Origin of the sequence: Citrobacter freundii ATCC 8090 = MTCC 1658 = NBRC 12681 (assembly GCF_011064845.1) — a bacterium.
Classification (GTDB): Bacteria; Pseudomonadota; Gammaproteobacteria; order Enterobacterales; family Enterobacteriaceae; genus Citrobacter; species Citrobacter freundii.
This window is the reverse complement of sequence record NZ_CP049015.1, coordinates 3,219,853-3,236,659: the sequence shown is the minus strand read 5'-3', so window position 1 is coordinate 3,236,659 and position 16,807 is coordinate 3,219,853. Positions and strand designations below refer to the sequence as shown.

The following is a 16,807-nucleotide window of genomic DNA, read 5'->3' as shown; positions in this document are numbered from 1 at the left end:
GCAGGAGAGGCATAATGAAAACGCTGCTGATTATTGACGCTAATCTCGGCCAGGCTCGCGCTTACATGGCGAAAACCCTTCTTGGAGCGGCGGCACAGAAAGCACATCTGGAAATTATTGATAATCCGAATGATGCCGAACTGGCAATTGTTCTGGGCGATACGCTTCCTGCCGACAGTTCGCTGAACGGCAAAAAAGTCTGGCTGGGCGACATTGGTCGTGCGGTTGCGCACCCTGAACTGTTCCTCAGCGAAGCGAAGGGCCATGCAAAACCTTACAGTGCCCCGGTTGCAACAGCACCTGTGGCCAGCAGTGGTCCAAAACGTGTAGTGGCAGTGACGGCGTGTCCGACCGGTGTTGCTCATACGTTTATGGCTGCTGAAGCGATTGAAACAGAAGCGAAAAAACGTGGCTGGTGGGTGAAGGTTGAAACCCGAGGTTCTGTTGGCGCAGGCAATGCCATTACGCCGGAAGAAGTGGCTCAGGCGGATCTGGTGATTGTGGCAGCTGACATTGAAGTTGATCTGGCGAAGTTTGCCGGCAAACCGATGTACCGCACCTCTACGGGTCTTGCGTTGAAGAAAACCAAGCAGGAGCTGGACAAAGCGCTGGAAGAAGCAACACCGTACCAGCCAACCGGTAAAGCGCAGACTTCAGCAACCGAAAGTAAGAAAGAGAGCGCGGGGGCATATCGTCACCTGCTGACGGGTGTCTCTTACATGCTGCCGATGGTGGTTGCTGGCGGTCTGTGTATTGCACTCTCGTTCGCTTTTGGTATCGAAGCGTTTAAAGAGCAGGGTACGCTGGCGGCGGCGCTGATGCAGATTGGCGGTGGTTCAGCTTTTGCGCTGATGGTGCCGGTTTTGGCAGGTTATATCGCGTTTTCCATCGCTGACCGTCCTGGTCTGACGCCGGGTCTTATCGGCGGTATGCTGGCGGTGAGCACCGGTTCCGGCTTTATTGGCGGGATTATTGCTGGTTTCCTTGCCGGTTATGTGGCGAAGCTTATCAGCACGAAGTTGAAACTCCCGCAGAGTATGGAAGCGCTGAAACCGATCCTGATCATTCCGCTGTTCTCAAGCCTGGTGGTTGGTCTGGCCATGATTTACCTGATCGGCAAACCGGTGGCTGGCATTCTGGAAGGTCTGACCCACTGGCTGCAAACCATGGGTACGGCGAATGCGGTGCTGCTTGGAGCGATTCTTGGCGGCATGATGTGTACCGATATGGGTGGTCCGGTTAACAAGGCGGCGTATGCTTTCGGTGTGGGTCTGCTGAGTACGCAAACTTATGCGCCGATGGCGGCCATCATGGCGGCAGGTATGGTTCCCCCGCTGGCTCTGGGTTTGGCAACGCTGGTTGCGCGCCGTAAGTTCGACAAAGCGCAGCAGGAAGGCGGCAAAGCAGCGCTGGTACTGGGCCTGTGTTTTATCACCGAAGGGGCTATTCCATTCGCTGCACGTGACCCGATGCGCGTTCTGCCTTGCTGTATCGTTGGTGGTGCGATTACCGGTGCTATCTCGATGGCAGTGGGTGCGAAACTGATGGCGCCACACGGCGGGCTTTTCGTCCTGTTAATTCCAGGTGCAATTACGCCGGTACTGGGATACCTGCTGGCCATTATTGCCGGTACGCTGGTAGCCGGTCTCTCCTACGCGGTGCTGAAGCGCCCGGAAGATGAGGTTGTGGCAAAAGCGGCATGATTTAATGCTGACATCAGGGGCAGAGATTTCTCTGCCCCTTTTTTTATCGATTAACTGCTGCCTGAAGATAGATATGTAAAACGGTTCAGGCAATCATTGGCGCTATGATAAAACCAAAGGCAACGCCAGCAATGATCCCACCCAGTCCTGGCAGCATAAACGGATGGTTTAAGACATACTTGCCCACGCGTGTTGTCCCTGTGGTGTCGAACTCCATTGCCGCCAGCGAAGTCGGGTATGTTGGTAGAACAAACACCCCGGTTACCGCCACATAGGAGGCCAGAATCGCCCATGTAGGTACGTCGAGTGCAACGGCCAGAGGGATAATCAGCGGTGTTGTGGCGCCTTGCGAGTAGAGAAGCGCGCAGGTACCAAACAGCACCAGCGCCAACAGCATCGGATAAGCCTGTAGAATATCGCCTGCGATATCCTTAATCTCCGCTAAGTGGGCATCAATGAAGGTCGTTCCCAATGTAACAATCCCGAGAATGACGGCCAGTGAACTCATCCCTGCTCGAAATGTGGAGGTCAGGACAATAGCATCGGTTGATGTTTTGCATAACACCACCATCAGGCAAGCGGCAGATAGCATACAAATAATGATGATATCCCGGGTATTCATTGGGTTGCCGGCATCAAATCCGGGGCGTAGCTGCGGGCAGGCGGCAAGAATAACGATGACGACCGTTGCCAACATGAACAGGGCGACTGAGAGTTTGGCACCCGGTACAGTGCTGTTTTGCCCTTCATATTTACGCACCAACCCTTTTTGCAGGCGTTCAAGATAGACTTCATCATCTTGTAGCTCGCATCCCTGACGTGAGGCGATAAAAGCGGCGGCCATCGCGGCAACAAACGAAGCTGGCAGACATACCGCCATAACCTGGATAAAGGTGACACCGTTGCCTTCCATAATGGTCAGCATCGCCGCCATTGCGGCACTGATCGGCGAACCGGATATCGCCACCTGAGAGGCGACCACGGAGCCGGCGAGCGTACGAGAAGGGCGGATACCGGACTCTTTGGCGACTTCGGCAATCACCGGTAGGGTAGAAAATACAATGAACCCTGTTCCGGCCATAATGGTCATCGACCAGGTGATAATCGGTGCAATAATATTGATATATTTAGGATTACGCCGCATGAAATTACCGGCTACGCGAACCAGATAATCCATACCTCCGGCGGCCTGTAGCGCCGATGCTGCCACGACAACTGTCATAATAATGAGAATAACGTCAACGGGGGGCGAACCAATTTGTAGATCAAATCCCAACGTTAAAATAGCCAGCCCCAGCCCGCCGCATAAACCGATACCTATTCCGCCGAGGCGGATACCAAAAAATATTGCACCCAACACGACGATAATTTCTAACCAAACCATAATGGCCTCCGCCAGAGAATAATTTGTTATTAAAATAAGTGTTTGTTTAATGCTTTATTAAACTGGTGACGGCTGTTATTGCGCCAGAAGATGATGTTTGCCAACCCGCTTTTCGTACCATTTAATACCGGCGCGTACTAATGAACCGGTTGAGTCAATATATTTATCTGGTGAGTTTTTGACTGCGTTGGCAAGAATGACGGGGACTTCAGTACATCCCAGTACAATGACTTCTGCACCGCGTGAAAAGAGCATTTCAGCCTGTTCATTCATCAGCGTTTGTGCCCGCTTAAGATCGCCGGCTTTTAAGCAATAAATACTATCCATGACTTTTTCCTGACCGGATGAATCAGGGCTGACACAGGTTAAGCCAAGAGATTCTATGCCTTTTTGGTAGAGTCCCATGTAAAGGGTGGCGTTGGTAGCAAGTAAACCGATACGTGATTTTCCGCAGTTTTTGACTTCATCCATGGTGGTTTCAACGATACTGAGTAACTCTGTATGACAGCACTCTTTTAATTCATTAAACCAAAAGTGGGCAGTATTACAGGGGATCACAATACACTCCGCACCAGCATCTTCCAGTTTATGCATATAATCACGCATTGCCGGAAGTGGGGAATGACCATGATGCATTAACGCATCAGTTCGATCTGGAATATCAGGGATGGATGAAATAATTAATGGGATATGTTCCTGATCGCGTTGCGCTGCGGTAAAGGTGACGAATTTATTAAAAAGATCGACGGTTGCAGCAGGTCCCATACCACCAAGTACGCCAATTAAACCTTTCACAATATATACCTCTATTACCGATATTTAATATCAGGGCTGGTGTGTGTCTGGTGTCTATGTTTAACAGCAGTGTGTCGTGAGGAGAAATGCAATAATGTATGGTTCAATGCAAAAACTGCATGGGTGCAGTTTCTTTTGCCACCTCAGCAGGCCAGTAATCAGGCTGGTGTCTGAAATTCCGCAGCGATAAGCTGTCGTGGTCGATGGGTAAAGAAACAGGTTAATGTCAAAAACGAAGGTGTTATGCAAAAAACGAATCAACAGATGCTGATGTTGAATATCATCTCTGGGCATATTCAGGCATGATGCTTAAGACTAATTGACATATTTAAACATCCGCGTGACAGGCATGAAAAATATCGAGACAAAATGGTTATATGACTTTTTGACGCTGGAAGCGTGTCGTCATTTTTCCCAGGCAGCGGAGGAGCGCAACCTATCCCAACCGGCATTTAGCCGGCGGATCAAGGCGCTCGAATCCGCCGTTGGGGTGTTGCTGTTTGACCGTACGACGAGTCCACTGCAGCTGACGGAGGAGGGTAAGTTATTCCATTCGCAGACCCGTAGCCTGCTGCAACAGCTGGAATGTAACTTAGATGAGCTTAGTGGTCACAACCTGCTTGGCGTTCCCAATATCAAAATAGCGGCAGCGCATTCTCTGTCGCTGACGATGTTGCCCAGATTAGTACATTCAATGTCAGCATGGGGCGAGGAGTTTGTATACCACGTCGAAGCGATTGACGTAGTCCAGGCAGTGAATACGCTGCGCGAGGGGAAAAGTGATTTCATTATCTCCTTTCGCGATGAAGACTTAATGCAGTCACCTTTCTGCGGCTTGAAGGTGTTTGAGTCTGAGCTGTATCCCGTCTGTGCTGCGGATTCACAGGGTAAGGCGTTGTTTGATATCTATCAGCCGCAGGTGCCGATACTGAACTATACCAGCACATCCTACATGGGAAGATTGGTTAACCGTCACCTGGCGGAGGTGGGTAGTATTTCGGCGCGTACGCTGTTTATGTCTTCGATGAGTGAGCTATTGAAGAATATGGCATTGGATGGGCATGGTATTGCCTGGCTGCCAGCGTGGACGATCGTGAACGAACTACGGGATAAACGCCTGGTTTGTCTGGACACGCCGGAGTTGATGGTGCCTATTCAGGCCTATATTTATAGAATGGATACCCGCCTGAATAAAACGGCTGAGCACTTCTGGCGGATTTTGTACAACCATATGCCAGAGGATCTGGTTTCGCTTAGTTGATACGCGCCAGTTCGCCTGGCGCGTCTGAAAAACCTTCGGTTATGACCAAAGATGCTTTTTAACCTGATCAATTTGTGTACTACCTCTCATTTTCTCTCTCCCTGACAAACTGTATCTATAAAAAATTGTGATTCTGTTCATATCTATCGACTTTATAGCTTGTGGATGGATTTACTTTGTCAAAAACACGCCTACTATGAACACATGTTTGATAGTGAACATGTGCTCTAATAACCTGATGTGTGGCGTTGGTTATTTTTAACGAACTCATTTTTGGCAAATTAATTGCCAGGGGACGTGCTATGCGTGAAAAGGAATACATCGTAACGATTGGCTCGGCCAATATGGATGTTGCTGGGTGTTCGCATGCTTCTCTAAATTATGCGGATTCGAATCCAGGTAAGATAAAATTTACTCCCGGTGGCGTTGGACGCAATATCGCACATAATCTCGCGCTGCTGGGTAAAAATTCTTGGTTGCTAACAGCGGTTGGTAACGATTTTTATGGTCAATCATTATTGGCACAAACTAATCAATCAGGAGTACATGTCGACAAGTGTCTTATCGTTTCCGGAGAGAATACATCCAGTTATTTATCGCTGCTTGATAATACTGGTGAAATGCTGGTGGCTATTAATGATATGAGTATCACCGAGCATATTTCAGCAGAATTTTTATCACAGCATTTTGATTTTATTAGGCAGGCAAAAGTCATTATCGCCGATTGCAATATCAGCGAAGACGCTCTGGCATGGGTACTGGAAAACGCCGGAGATGTTCCGGTGTTTGTTGACCCGGTGTCGGCCTGGAAGTGCGTAAAAATTCGCGGCCGCCTTGCAAAAATTCACACCCTCAAACCAAACCGCCTTGAAGCCGAAACGCTCAGCGGTATTGCGCTTTCTGGGCGTGATGACGTTAGCAAAGTCGCCGCGTGGTTTCATGATCGCGGCTTAAACCGGCTGGTGCTCAGCATGGGCGGCGACGGCGTTTATTACAGTGATATTGCGGGGAGTTGTGGTTGGTCGCTCCCCATTAAAACTCGCGTCATTAATGTCACAGGGGCTGGTGATGCGATGATGGCTGGACTGGCCGCCTGCTGGGTAGACGGCATGCCCTTTATTGATTCGGTTCGATTTGCGCAGGGGTGTTCATCAATGGCATTAGCCTGTGAATATACCAATAACCCTGATTTGTCTGTTGCGAATGTTAGCTCAATAGTGGAGAACACAGAATGTCTGAATTAACTCTTTCCTCTGAATTATTACAAATATCACCAGAAGTCCAGGAAGCATTAAACAGTAAAAAACCGATTGTTGCGCTTGAATCAACCATTATTTCTCATGGAATGCCATTTCCGCAGAATGCTCAGACAGCGATTGAAGTAGAAGAAACTATTCGTAAGCACGGCGCTGTTCCTGCGACCATTGCCATTATCGGCGGAATAATGAAAGTAGGTTTAAGTAAAGATGAAATTGAATTGCTTGGACGAGAAGGACATAGCGTTACGAAAGTAAGTCGTCGTGATTTGCCATTTGTGGTCGCGGCAGGGAAAAATGGTGCCACCACCGTTGCCTCTACGATGATTATTGCCGCGCTGGCTGGAATTAAAGTATTTGCGACCGGGGGAATTGGTGGCGTTCATCGTGGTGCTGAACATACGTTTGATATTTCCGCGGATCTGCAGGAACTGGCACATACCAATGTCACGGTAATTTGTGCTGGTGCAAAATCTATTCTGGATCTTGGCTTAACGACTGAATATTTAGAAACCTTTGGCGTGCCGTTAATTGGATATCGAACCCAAGCGTTACCGGCATTTTTCTGTCGTACCAGTCCGTTTGAAGTCAGTATCCGTCTGGACAGCGCTAAAGAGATTGCCCGTGCGATGGCGGTGAAATGGCAAACGGGTCTTAATGGAGGCCTGGTTGTCGCTAATCCAATCCCGGAGCAGTTTGCCATGGCAGAAGAAAAAATTAATGCGGCAATAGATCAGGCGGTAAAAGAAGCGGAAGAGCAGGGCGTCGTGGGTAAAGAAAGTACGCCGTTCCTGCTGGCGCGAGTTGCGGAGCTGACCGGTGGCGACAGCCTGAAATCAAATATTCAACTGGTGTTCAACAACGCGGTGCTGGCCTGTGAAATTGCGAAGGAGTATCAACGCCTCGCCTGACAGAATTTCCCGGGCAGAATGCGGTCGCCCGCGAATATCAAACCTACCAAAACCTGGCGATAACGCCGGGTTTCCTGACATGAAGGGAATTTCATTATGGATATAATGAGAAGTGTTGTGGGTATGGTGGTATTACTGGCCATCGCGTTTCTGCTGTCAGTAAATAAAAAACGTATTAGTCTGCGCACCGTTGGGGCTGCGCTGGTACTGCAAATTGCCATCGGCGGTATTATGCTCTATTTCCCGCCGGGAAAATGGCTGGTTGAACAGGCCGCGCTCGGCGTCCACAAGGTGATGTCATATAGTGACGCGGGTAGCGCATTTATCTTCGGCTCCCTGGTTGGGCCAAAAATGGATGTGCTGTTTGACGGGGCTGGGTTTATCTTCGCCTTCCGGGTGCTCCCGGCTATCATTTTTGTGACCGCACTCATCAGTCTGCTCTATTACATTGGCGTGATGGGGCTATTGATCCGCATCCTCGGCGGTATTTTCCAGAAGGCGTTGAACATCAGTAAGATCGAGTCATTTGTCGCAGTAACCACGATTTTCCTCGGGCAAAACGAGATCCCGGCAATCGTGAAACCGTTTATTGACCGCCTTAATCGTAATGAACTGTTTACCGCTATTTGTAGCGGGATGGCCTCGATTGCTGGCTCAATGATGATTGGTTACGCCGGAATGGGCGTCCCGATTGACTATTTGCTGGCGGCATCATTGATGGCAATCCCTGGCGGCATTTTGTTCGCCCGTATGCTGAGTCCGGCAACGGAAGAATCTCGCGTCACCTTTGAAAACCTGTCATTTACTGAAACACCACCGAAAAGCATCATCGAAGCGGCGGCCAGTGGGGCTATGACCGGGCTGAAGATTGCCGCAGGCGTTGCGACGGTGGTAATGGCATTTGTCGCCATTATCGCGCTGATTAACGGCATTATCGGCGGAATTGGCGGTTGGTTTGGTTTTGGACACGCCACTCTGGAAGGGATCTTTGGCTATGTGTTAGCCCCGCTGGCGTGGATTATGGGCGTGGACTGGAGCGATGCGACGCTGGCAGGTAGTCTGATTGGACAGAAGCTGGCGATCAACGAATTTGTCGCTTATCTCAACTTCTCGCCGTATCTGCAAACGGGCGGAACGCTGGACGTGAAGACCATCGCGATTATCTCGTTTGCGTTGTGTGGTTTCGCGAACTTCGGTTCGATTGGCGTCGTGGTCGGGGCATTTTCGGCGATTGCGCCACAGCGTGCGCCGGAAATCGCGCAACTTGGAATGCGTGCGCTGGCAGCAGCAACGCTGTCAAACCTGATGAGCGCCACAATAGCCGGTTTCTTTATCGGACTGGCATAAAATAAAGTTTGTAGGCCGGATAAGCGTAGCGCTATCCGGCAGACATTCAAGCTGTTTGCAGCAAATACAGAGCGTTATCCGCAGAGAGCGTTGGGTTGTTGATACTGACGCTGGCCCGCGATAATGCTGCGCAGGCCATGGCAAAGCGCGCGCTTTCACGAAACTCACTGCCTTCCAGAAAGCTGTACAGTAATCCCGCCATAAAAGCGTCATCGGCACCAAAACTGTCTACCACCGTATGCTCAGGCGGCGTCAATAAAAACTGTTCGCCGTCCTTTTCGCTGCAAAAAACGGATTCATCTTCCAGGCAGACAAAAATGCGTTTTACCCCTTGCTGATGCAGGCTATTGACGGCCAGTACGCGATCCGCATCAGTATGAATAGGTTGGCCCCATAAAATCGCAAGCTCTTTCTGCGTGGGTTTTAGCGTATGAATACGCGTAAACCAGGTTTTCATTTTTTCCGCTTTGAACTCTGAAACGGTGTCAATGAATACCGGAATATCATCGGCAATAGTAAAGACCCACTCAATGGCTTCGGCGGTCAGATTGCAATCGGCCAGTACGACACCGGAATGGCGAATCAAATCTCGCGAACCGTTAAGCAACTGCGGCGTCAATTGTTGCAGGATATGGGTATCGTTAATGGCCAGTACGGTCTCTTCCTGTTGATTAGCGATCGACAGGTAGGTTGAGGTGTTGTGTCCATGCAGACGAATGCAGCTGGAAACGTTAACCCCAGCCTGACGCGTTTGTTCCAGCAATGTTTCGCCATAGAAGTCACTGCCAACAGCGGAAATTAAATGTACGTCGCGGCCCAACAGCGCCAGGTTGTGGGCGATGTTACGTCCTACACCGCCTGCTGAGCAATGAATGCTGCCAGGGTTAGAGGCTGCCTGCGGATAATGGATGTCTGCAACACCCCGGATATCCATGTTGATAGCACCGACAACCACGCAATAATCCTGTTCGGTAAGGATATAACCTTTACCTTTGATCATGCCTTTACGCATTAAATCCATAATATGCGCAGCGACGCGTGAACGGCTGATCTGCAAAATATCGGCGATTTCATTCTGCTGAATCAACGGATTGCGGCGCAAGATCTTAAGGATCTGCTTTTCCCTGTCGTTCATGATTAGGCCACCGCTTTTTCAGTTTGCTGGGCTTTCAGCCAGGCAATCTCTTCTGCCCAGATATCTGGATTAATGGTTTCCAACACCAGCGGAATGCCGTCAAAACGATTGTCCTGCATGATCCAACGGAAGGCATCGTGGCCAATATTGCCTTCACCTAAGCTGTGGTGACGGTCAACGCGGCTGCCAAACGTGCTCTTGGCGTCGTTCAGGTGCATACCGCGCAGATACTTGAAGCCGACAATTCGTTCAAATTCCGCAAAGGTCTTTTCGCATTCCTCAACGGATCGCAAATCGTAACCGGCCGCGAAGGCGTGGCAGGTATCAATACAGACGCCGACACGGGATTTATCTTCTACGCCGTCGATAATGGCGGCCAGGTGCTCAAACTTAAAGCCAAGGTTGCTGCCCTGTCCGGCGGTATTTTCAATGACCGCCGTAACGCCCTGGGTCTGGGCGAGGGCGATATTGATCGATTCCGCAATGCGCGCCAGACATTCATCTTCCGGAATCTGCATCAAATGGCTACCCGGGTGAAAGTTAAGCAGGGATAAGCCAAGCTGTTCGCAGCGTTGCATTTCGTCAAGAAACGCGTCACGCGATTTTTCCAGCGCATCGCTGACCGGGTGACCGAGGTTAATCAGGTAGCTGTCGTGAGGCAGGATTTGCGCGGAAGTATAGTGATACTTCTCGCAGGCAGATTTGAAATCATCAATGATTTCGGTGGTCAGCGGCGCGGCACGCCACTGACGCTGATTCTTGGTGAACAGGGCGAATGCGGTCGCTTCGATTTCTGCGGCTCGAATAGCGGCGTTAGCCAGACCGCCAGCGGCGCTTACGTGCGCTCCGATGTATTTCATAAATTAAACCCGCCATACTCAAATGCAAAAGGAGGAAGTATAGCGGGTTAATGGAGGTGAGTCGTGCTCGTTTATGCCATCAGCGCGTGGATAGCGAGGTTAATCGCGCCACCGCCTACAATCAGCCAGACAAACAGCAGCAGGGCCATCAGTAACGGTTTAGCACCGGCTTTTTTCAGGGCGCTAACGTGAGTGGTCAGCCCCAGTGCGGCCATCGCCATTGCCAGCAAAATGGTATCCAGTGTTACCAGCATGTTCACTATCGACTGCGGCAGAAAGTGGAACGAGTTAAAAATCGCGACCACAATGAACAGGATGGCAAACCACGGAATGGTGATTTTGCTCTTCTCACCACCGGAGGCCGGAGACAGCTGTTTAACGCGGGCGGCCAACAGGATAAGAAACGGTGCCAGCATCATGACGCGCAGCATTTTGGCAATAACTGCGGCATTTTCCGCATCCGGGTTAATGGCGTGCCCGGCAGCCACTACCTGTGCCACTTCATGCATGGTGGAACCAATGTAAATGCCGTAGGTTTCCGGGCTAAACCAGTGTGCCAGCAGCGGATACATTGCCGGATACAGGAAGATAGCGATGGTACCGAAGATCACTACGGTGGCGACAGCGACGGTTACCTTACTGGCTTCCGCCTTCACTACCGGCTCGGTTGCCAACACGGCGGCGGCACCACAAATGCTGCTCCCCGCGCCAATCAGCCAACTGGTGTGGCGGTCCAGACCAAACACTTTTTGCCCCAGGAAACAGGCAATCATAAAGGTACTGCTTAGCGTTAACACATCAATCACGATACCGCTGACGCCGACGTCAGCAATTTGCGCGAAGGTGAGGCGGAAGCCGTAGAGGATGATCCCCAGACGTAATAAATGTTGTTTAGCAAACAGCACACCGCCGTCACAGCTTTTCCAGATGTGCGGATAGACGGTGTTGCCGAGAACCATCCCCAGCAAGATTGCTAAGGTGAGGGCGCTGAACCCGGCACCTGCAACGGCGGGAATGGATCCACCCCATAAGGCGACCCCAGTGATAACTGCACTCAGGGCGAGCCCCGGAATAAAATGCCACGCTGTACGACGATGAGTCTGCAAGGTGAGTTCTGTCATATCCTTCTCCTTTATCTGGGTAAAAGAGTACGGCGAAGTGGTTTAAAAATAAAATTGATTATATATTTATAATTAATCTATATAAGTGGTATACCCGTCATACTTCAGGTTGCATGTGCGCTGGCTGCAACTCGAATTATTTAGGGTATAAGTAACGGTTATCCGGTGGAAAACGACTATGCATATCACCCTGCGACAACTTGAAGTGTTTGCTGAGGTATTAAAAAGCGGCTCAACGACCCAGGCGTCTGTCATGCTGGCATTGTCGCAGTCGGCGGTGAGTGCGGCACTTACCGATCTGGAAGGGCAACTCGGCGTGCAACTGTTTGACCGTGTTGGTAAACGATTGGTGGTCAACGAACACGGGCGCTTGCTCTACCCACGGGCGCTGGCGCTACTCGAGCAAACGACCGAAATCGAACAGCTTTTCCGCGAAGATAATGGCGCTATCCGGGTTTATGCCAGTAGCACCATTGGCAACTATATTCTCCCTGCCATGATCGCCCGCTATCGGCATGATTTCCCTGATTTGCCGCTGGAGCTTAGCGTGGGCAACAGCCAGGACGTGATCAATGCGGTGCTGGATTTCCGGGTAGACATCGGGCTGATTGAAGGGCCGTGTCACAGTACGGAAATTATCTCTGAACCGTGGCTGGAAGACGAGCTGGTGGTGTTCGCCGCACCGTCGTCACCGCTTACAAAGGGACCCGTTACGCTGGAACAACTGGCTGCTTCGCCGTGGATCCTGCGTGAACGAGGATCGGGTACGCGTGAACTGGTGGATTACCTGCTGTTGTCTCATTTGCCGAGATTTCAGATGGCAATGGAGTTGGGTAACTCCGAGGCCATTAAGCATGCAGTGCGCCATGGCCTTGGGATCAGCTGTTTGTCACGGCGGGTCATTGCCGAGCAGTTACAGGCGGGAACGCTGAGCGAAGTTCCTGTGCCGCTTCCACGTTTGGTCCGCACGCTGTGGCGTGTTCATCATCGACAAAAACATATCTCCAATGCCATTACGCGCTTTTTGCACTACAGCGACCAGGTAGAGCAGGGGGAATAGGACGTTCACTGTCGTAGCGACTCCTTTTTGCATAATGGCGGTTACGTTTTAACCGCCTTGCCCCCTCTATTTTCTGCTTTACTTATAATCCGCGGCCAGTCATGAAGGTCTCTTATAACAGCGCATTTGTGCCGGAAGAATGCCGTTTCGTCTGCTACAATCGCGCCTCATTTTTTGGATGGATAGCATTTTCACATGGTTTCCGAAACTAAAACCACAGAAGCGCCCACGCTACGTCGTGAACTGAAGGCGCGTCACCTGACGATGATTGCCATTGGAGGCTCCATCGGTACAGGTCTTTTCGTTGCATCTGGTGCAACTATTTCTGCAGCGGGTCCTGGCGGCGCGTTGTTCTCTTATATTCTGATCGGTCTGATGGTGTATTTCCTGATGACCAGCCTCGGTGAACTGGCGGCTTATATGCCGGTTTCTGGCTCGTTTTCCACCTACGGTCAGAACTACGTAGAAGAAGGCTTTGGCTTCGCGCTGGGCTGGAACTACTGGTACAACTGGGCGGTAACGATTGCCGTTGACCTGGTGGCCGCACAGCTGGTGATGAGCTGGTGGTTCCCGGACACGCCGGGTTGGATCTGGAGTGCGCTGTTCCTCGGCGTGATCTTCCTGCTGAACTACATTTCCGTTCGCGGATTTGGTGAAGCGGAATATTGGTTCTCACTGATCAAAGTTACCACTGTCATTATCTTCATCGTAGTTGGCGTAATGATGATTTTCGGTATCTTCAAAGGCGCTCAGCCGGTGGGCTGGAGCAACTGGACGACCGGTGATGCACCGTTTGCCGGTGGTTTTGCTGCGATGATTGGTGTGGCGATGATCGTCGGCTTCTCCTTCCAGGGGACGGAGCTTATCGGTATCGCGGCAGGTGAATCTGAAGATCCTGAAAAGAACATTCCACGTGCGGTACGTCAGGTATTCTGGCGAATCCTGCTGTTCTATGTGTTCGCGATTTTGATTATCAGCCTGATTATTCCGTACACCGATCCAAGCCTGCTGCGTAACGATGTGAAAGACATCAGCGTTAGCCCGTTCACGCTGGTATTCCAGCATGCGGGTCTGCTGTCTGCTGCGGCGGTGATGAACGCGGTTATTCTGACGGCGGTACTGTCTGCAGGTAACTCCGGGATGTATGCCTCGACGCGTATGCTTTACACCCTGGCATGTGACGGTAAAGCGCCACGTATTTTCGGCAAACTGTCTCGCGGCGGCGTACCGCGTAACGCGCTGTATGCGACCACCGTGGTGGCGGGGCTGTGCTTCCTGACCTCGATGTTTGGCAACCAGACCGTATACCTGTGGCTGCTGAATACCTCCGGGATGACCGGCTTTATCGCCTGGCTGGGGATCGCCATTAGCCACTATCGCTTCCGTCGCGGTTATGTGCTGCAGGGCCACGATGTGAAGGATCTGCCGTACCGTTCTGGCTTCTTCCCGCTGGGTCCGATCTTCGCCTTTGTGCTGTGCCTGATTATCACTCTCGGCCAGAACTACGAAGCGTTCCTGAAAGACAGCATTGACTGGGGCGGCGTGATGGCTACCTATATTGGTATCCCGCTGTTCCTGATTATCTGGTTTGGCTATAAGCTGACCAAAGGAACTCATTTTGTTCGCTACAGCGAAATGAAATTCCCGGGTCGCGTGAAGAAATAACAGTATAAAAAGCATAACAAAAACCCCGGCATGATGAGTGCCGGGGTTTTTTATTGCGTCAGACTTAGAAGCTGTATGTCATGCCAACCGTGTAACGACGACCATCGAGAACGGTGTCGTAGGTATCGTAATCGATTTGCTTATCCAGCACGTTATACACGCCAGCGGTCATCAACAGATCCTTGGTGGCATAGTAACGTAAACCCACATCGACCTGCGTATAGGACGGCGTACCCTGTGCCATGGAAGTACGGCTCAGGTATTCAGACGTTTTTCCACGCAGATTCAGGCGGCTCCAGAAACCGAGATCTTGCGTGGCCTGCCAGTCCAGCGTCGTGTTAAACATATGCTTCGGCATTTTGTTCAACGGCTGGCCGGAGAACTGACCGCTTTTCTGCTCAGATTCCGTGTAGGTGTAGTTCGCAGTCCAGTTGACGTCAGAGGTTATTTTCCAGCCGAAGGTGGATTCTACGCCACGCATATTGGCTTTATCGACGTTAACGCGATCGCTGACGAAGTCATAATGGGTATTGCCGATGGTGCAGGCCGGATCGGAACTGCTGTTACAACGGCGCACTTCAGTGATTTTGTTCTTGAAGTCGGTATTGAACAGGGTGACGCCTGCGTTGAGGTTATCGCCGTTATCCCACAGTAAGCCGATTTCTTCGCTGAGGCTTTTCTCCGGCTTCAGGTCCGGGTTGCCGACAATGATTCCGTTCAGACGACCGCCGCCGGTGACCTGTCCCCAGTTTGCTGATGACTGGCGCAGATCCGGGGCGCGATAGCCCGCCGAAACGCCGCCTTTTAAGGTCCATTGATCGCTCAGATGCCATACGCCATAGCCGCGTGGCGTCCAGTTGTCACCGTAGTTTTCATCCTTATCCATACGCAGACCGCCGGTCAGCGTAAAGGTATCGGTAACGGCCCATTCATCTTCAGCAAACAACGCCCAGCTCCAGCGGGTCAGTTTGTTCAGCCCATCAGCCGCTTGCAGCTGGTTGCCGTTATCGCGCAGTTTTTCATAACGGTATTGCCCGCCTAGCGTCAGGGTATGCGCTCCAAGGAATACCTGGTTCTGGTTATTGAAAATCGTGTTGTAGGACTTCATCTGGCGACCCGGGTTTTCGCTCTCTTCCTGCTGGACATAGCTGGTGGAGTTGAAGTCGTCGTAATAACCGCTGTGGGTTAGTGAATATGTCGTGTGCACATACTTGCTTTCGCTTTTGCTGTTCGGCTTACAGCTTCCGTTACGACAGTTTTCCTCAGCCATAGATTTGCCTGGGGTACTGTCGCGATCCTGCAATTCACGTGCGTAATCGAAATCGATATCGTTTTTATCGTCTGGCGTAAAGTTCAGGGTTAAGCCCCCGTTACGCATACGCTGTTCATTGTAGCCATTGAGGATTTTATCTTCCGCCCGATGGGAGAATAAACCGGTCACCTTCGCGCCAAGTAATCCGTCAATCAGTGGCCCAGACGCATAGGCGTTGGTCTGGTAAATATCGCCAGAGTCTCTGTCTTCCTGGAAAGTGGCATCGCCGTGCAGAGAACCGGTCCAGGCTTTGGTATTCGACACTTTCTTGGTGATGACGTTAATGACACCGCCCATCGCGTCGGAGCCGTACAGGGATGACATCGGGCCACGGATGACTTCGATACGCTCGATGGATTCAAGCGGCGGCAGCCAACCTTGTTCAATACCTGAGTTGTCGCTATTAGGACGTGTGCCGCGGGTGCTGATGCGTTTACCGTTGACCAGGAAGAGCGTGTATTGCGAAGCCATACCGCGAATACTGATATCGCTGCTGCTCCCCCCGCCGGTGACGACGACGCCAGGGACATCTTTTAGCGCATCGGTGACATCGCGATAGGCTTTGTCCTCAATCTGCTGCTTGGTAATAACAGATATCGAAGCCGGGGCATCCTGAATTTTCTGCTCAAAGCCGGTAGCGGTAACTACCACGGTATCTTGTTCAGCGGCATAGCCGAGTGATGGGAGACTGGCGACGCATACTGCGGCAGCTACAGCCTTAACGTGAGGTATAGTCATTTGTATCATTCCATTTAAATGAATCAAACTGCGCGTCATGTGAAAGGCCATGACAATTGTATGTATTTGTCTTTTAAGGACTCTTTTCAGTAAAGAAGCGGGAGGATTGTACAAAAGTATGAATATTTGTAAACACAAATGATAATAGAAATCATTTGTGTTTGATTTGATTTGGGGTGAAATACTTTTTTAATCAATAAGATAGTGAAGGAAGAAAAAAGGAGAAAAAGTGAAGGAATGATGGAGGGATGAAGAAGAT

The 16,807-nt window shown here is 50.9% G+C and carries 13 protein-coding genes; 7 read left to right on the top strand and 6 right to left on the bottom strand.

What is annotated here, in order from left to right; genetic code table 11:
- The first annotated feature begins 14 nt into the window (after positions 1-14).
- The gene (gene fruA, locus G4551_RS15740) at positions 15-1,703 is read left to right on the top strand and encodes a PTS fructose transporter subunit IIBC (protein ID WP_003840084.1); all 1,689 of its coding nucleotides are present in this window, start codon (positions 15-17) and stop codon (positions 1,701-1,703) included.
- A gap of 85 nt (positions 1,704-1,788) precedes the next feature.
- Here the strand turns inward: fruA and G4551_RS15735 are convergent, their stop codons facing one another.
- Positions 1,789-3,087: an anaerobic C4-dicarboxylate transporter gene (locus G4551_RS15735; RefSeq protein ID WP_003840086.1), complete on the bottom strand. Its 1,299-nt coding sequence runs from the start codon at positions 3,085-3,087 to the stop codon at positions 1,789-1,791.
- A gap of 75 nt (positions 3,088-3,162) precedes the next feature.
- On the bottom strand, positions 3,163-3,882 hold the full coding sequence (gene cuyB / locus G4551_RS15730; RefSeq protein ID WP_003840089.1) for a cysteate racemase: 720 nt from the start codon (positions 3,880-3,882) through the stop codon (positions 3,163-3,165).
- Between the two features lie 349 nt (positions 3,883-4,231).
- Here cuyB and hypT point away from each other — a divergent pair, with 349 nt between their 5' ends.
- The 4 genes from hypT (at position 4,232) to G4551_RS15710 (ending at position 8,657) form a co-directional block, all read left to right on the top strand.
- Positions 4,232-5,143, top strand: coding sequence for a hypochlorite stress DNA-binding transcriptional regulator HypT (gene hypT, locus G4551_RS15725; RefSeq protein WP_003840090.1), 912 nt, complete (start codon positions 4,232-4,234; stop codon positions 5,141-5,143).
- A 302-nt stretch (positions 5,144-5,445) separates the two neighbouring features.
- A complete protein-coding gene (locus G4551_RS15720; protein ID WP_003840092.1) occupies positions 5,446-6,387 on the top strand; it encodes a pseudouridine kinase in 942 nt (313 codons plus the stop codon).
- Positions 6,375-7,310: a pseudouridine-5'-phosphate glycosidase gene (locus G4551_RS15715; protein ID WP_003840093.1), complete on the top strand. Its 936-nt coding sequence runs from the start codon at positions 6,375-6,377 to the stop codon at positions 7,308-7,310. Before G4551_RS15720 ends, G4551_RS15715 begins: the two co-directional genes overlap by 13 nt.
- Positions 7,311-7,406: 96 nt before the next feature.
- Positions 7,407-8,657, top strand: a complete 1,251-nt coding sequence (locus tag G4551_RS15710) for a NupC/NupG family nucleoside CNT transporter (RefSeq protein WP_003840095.1) — start codon at positions 7,407-7,409, stop codon at positions 8,655-8,657.
- Between the two features lie 46 nt (positions 8,658-8,703).
- On the opposite strand, the gene G4551_RS15705 is transcribed toward G4551_RS15710, so the two are convergent.
- The 3 genes from G4551_RS15705 to G4551_RS15695 all read right to left on the bottom strand — a co-directional run bounded on the left by G4551_RS15705 (position 8,704) and on the right by G4551_RS15695 (position 11,773).
- The gene (locus G4551_RS15705) at positions 8,704-9,792 is read right to left on the bottom strand and encodes a sugar kinase (RefSeq protein ID WP_003027430.1); all 1,089 of its coding nucleotides are present in this window, start codon (positions 9,790-9,792) and stop codon (positions 8,704-8,706) included.
- A 2-nt stretch (positions 9,793-9,794) separates the two neighbouring features.
- A complete protein-coding gene (gene nfo / locus G4551_RS15700; protein WP_003027428.1) occupies positions 9,795-10,652 on the bottom strand; it encodes a deoxyribonuclease IV in 858 nt (285 codons plus the stop codon).
- 71 nt (positions 10,653-10,723) lie between these two features.
- Positions 10,724-11,773 (bottom strand): YeiH family protein, encoded by a 1,050-nt coding sequence (locus G4551_RS15695; RefSeq protein ID WP_003840098.1) that lies wholly within the window; start codon positions 11,771-11,773, stop codon positions 10,724-10,726.
- Between the two features lie 178 nt (positions 11,774-11,951).
- Here G4551_RS15695 and yieE point away from each other — a divergent pair, with 178 nt between their 5' ends.
- Entirely contained in the window at positions 11,952-12,833 is an 882-nt protein-coding gene (gene yieE / locus G4551_RS15690) for a DNA-binding transcriptional regulator YeiE (RefSeq protein ID WP_003840099.1), read from the top strand.
- 195 nt (positions 12,834-13,028) lie between these two features.
- A complete protein-coding gene (lysP, locus tag G4551_RS15685) occupies positions 13,029-14,498 on the top strand; it encodes a lysine-specific permease (protein ID WP_003027419.1) in 1,470 nt (489 codons plus the stop codon).
- 64 nt (positions 14,499-14,562) lie between these two features.
- Here the strand turns inward: lysP and G4551_RS15680 are convergent, their stop codons facing one another.
- Positions 14,563-16,548, bottom strand: a complete 1,986-nt coding sequence (locus G4551_RS15680; RefSeq protein ID WP_003840102.1) for a ligand-gated channel protein — start codon at positions 16,546-16,548, stop codon at positions 14,563-14,565.
- Positions 16,549-16,807: the final 259 nt, after the last annotated feature.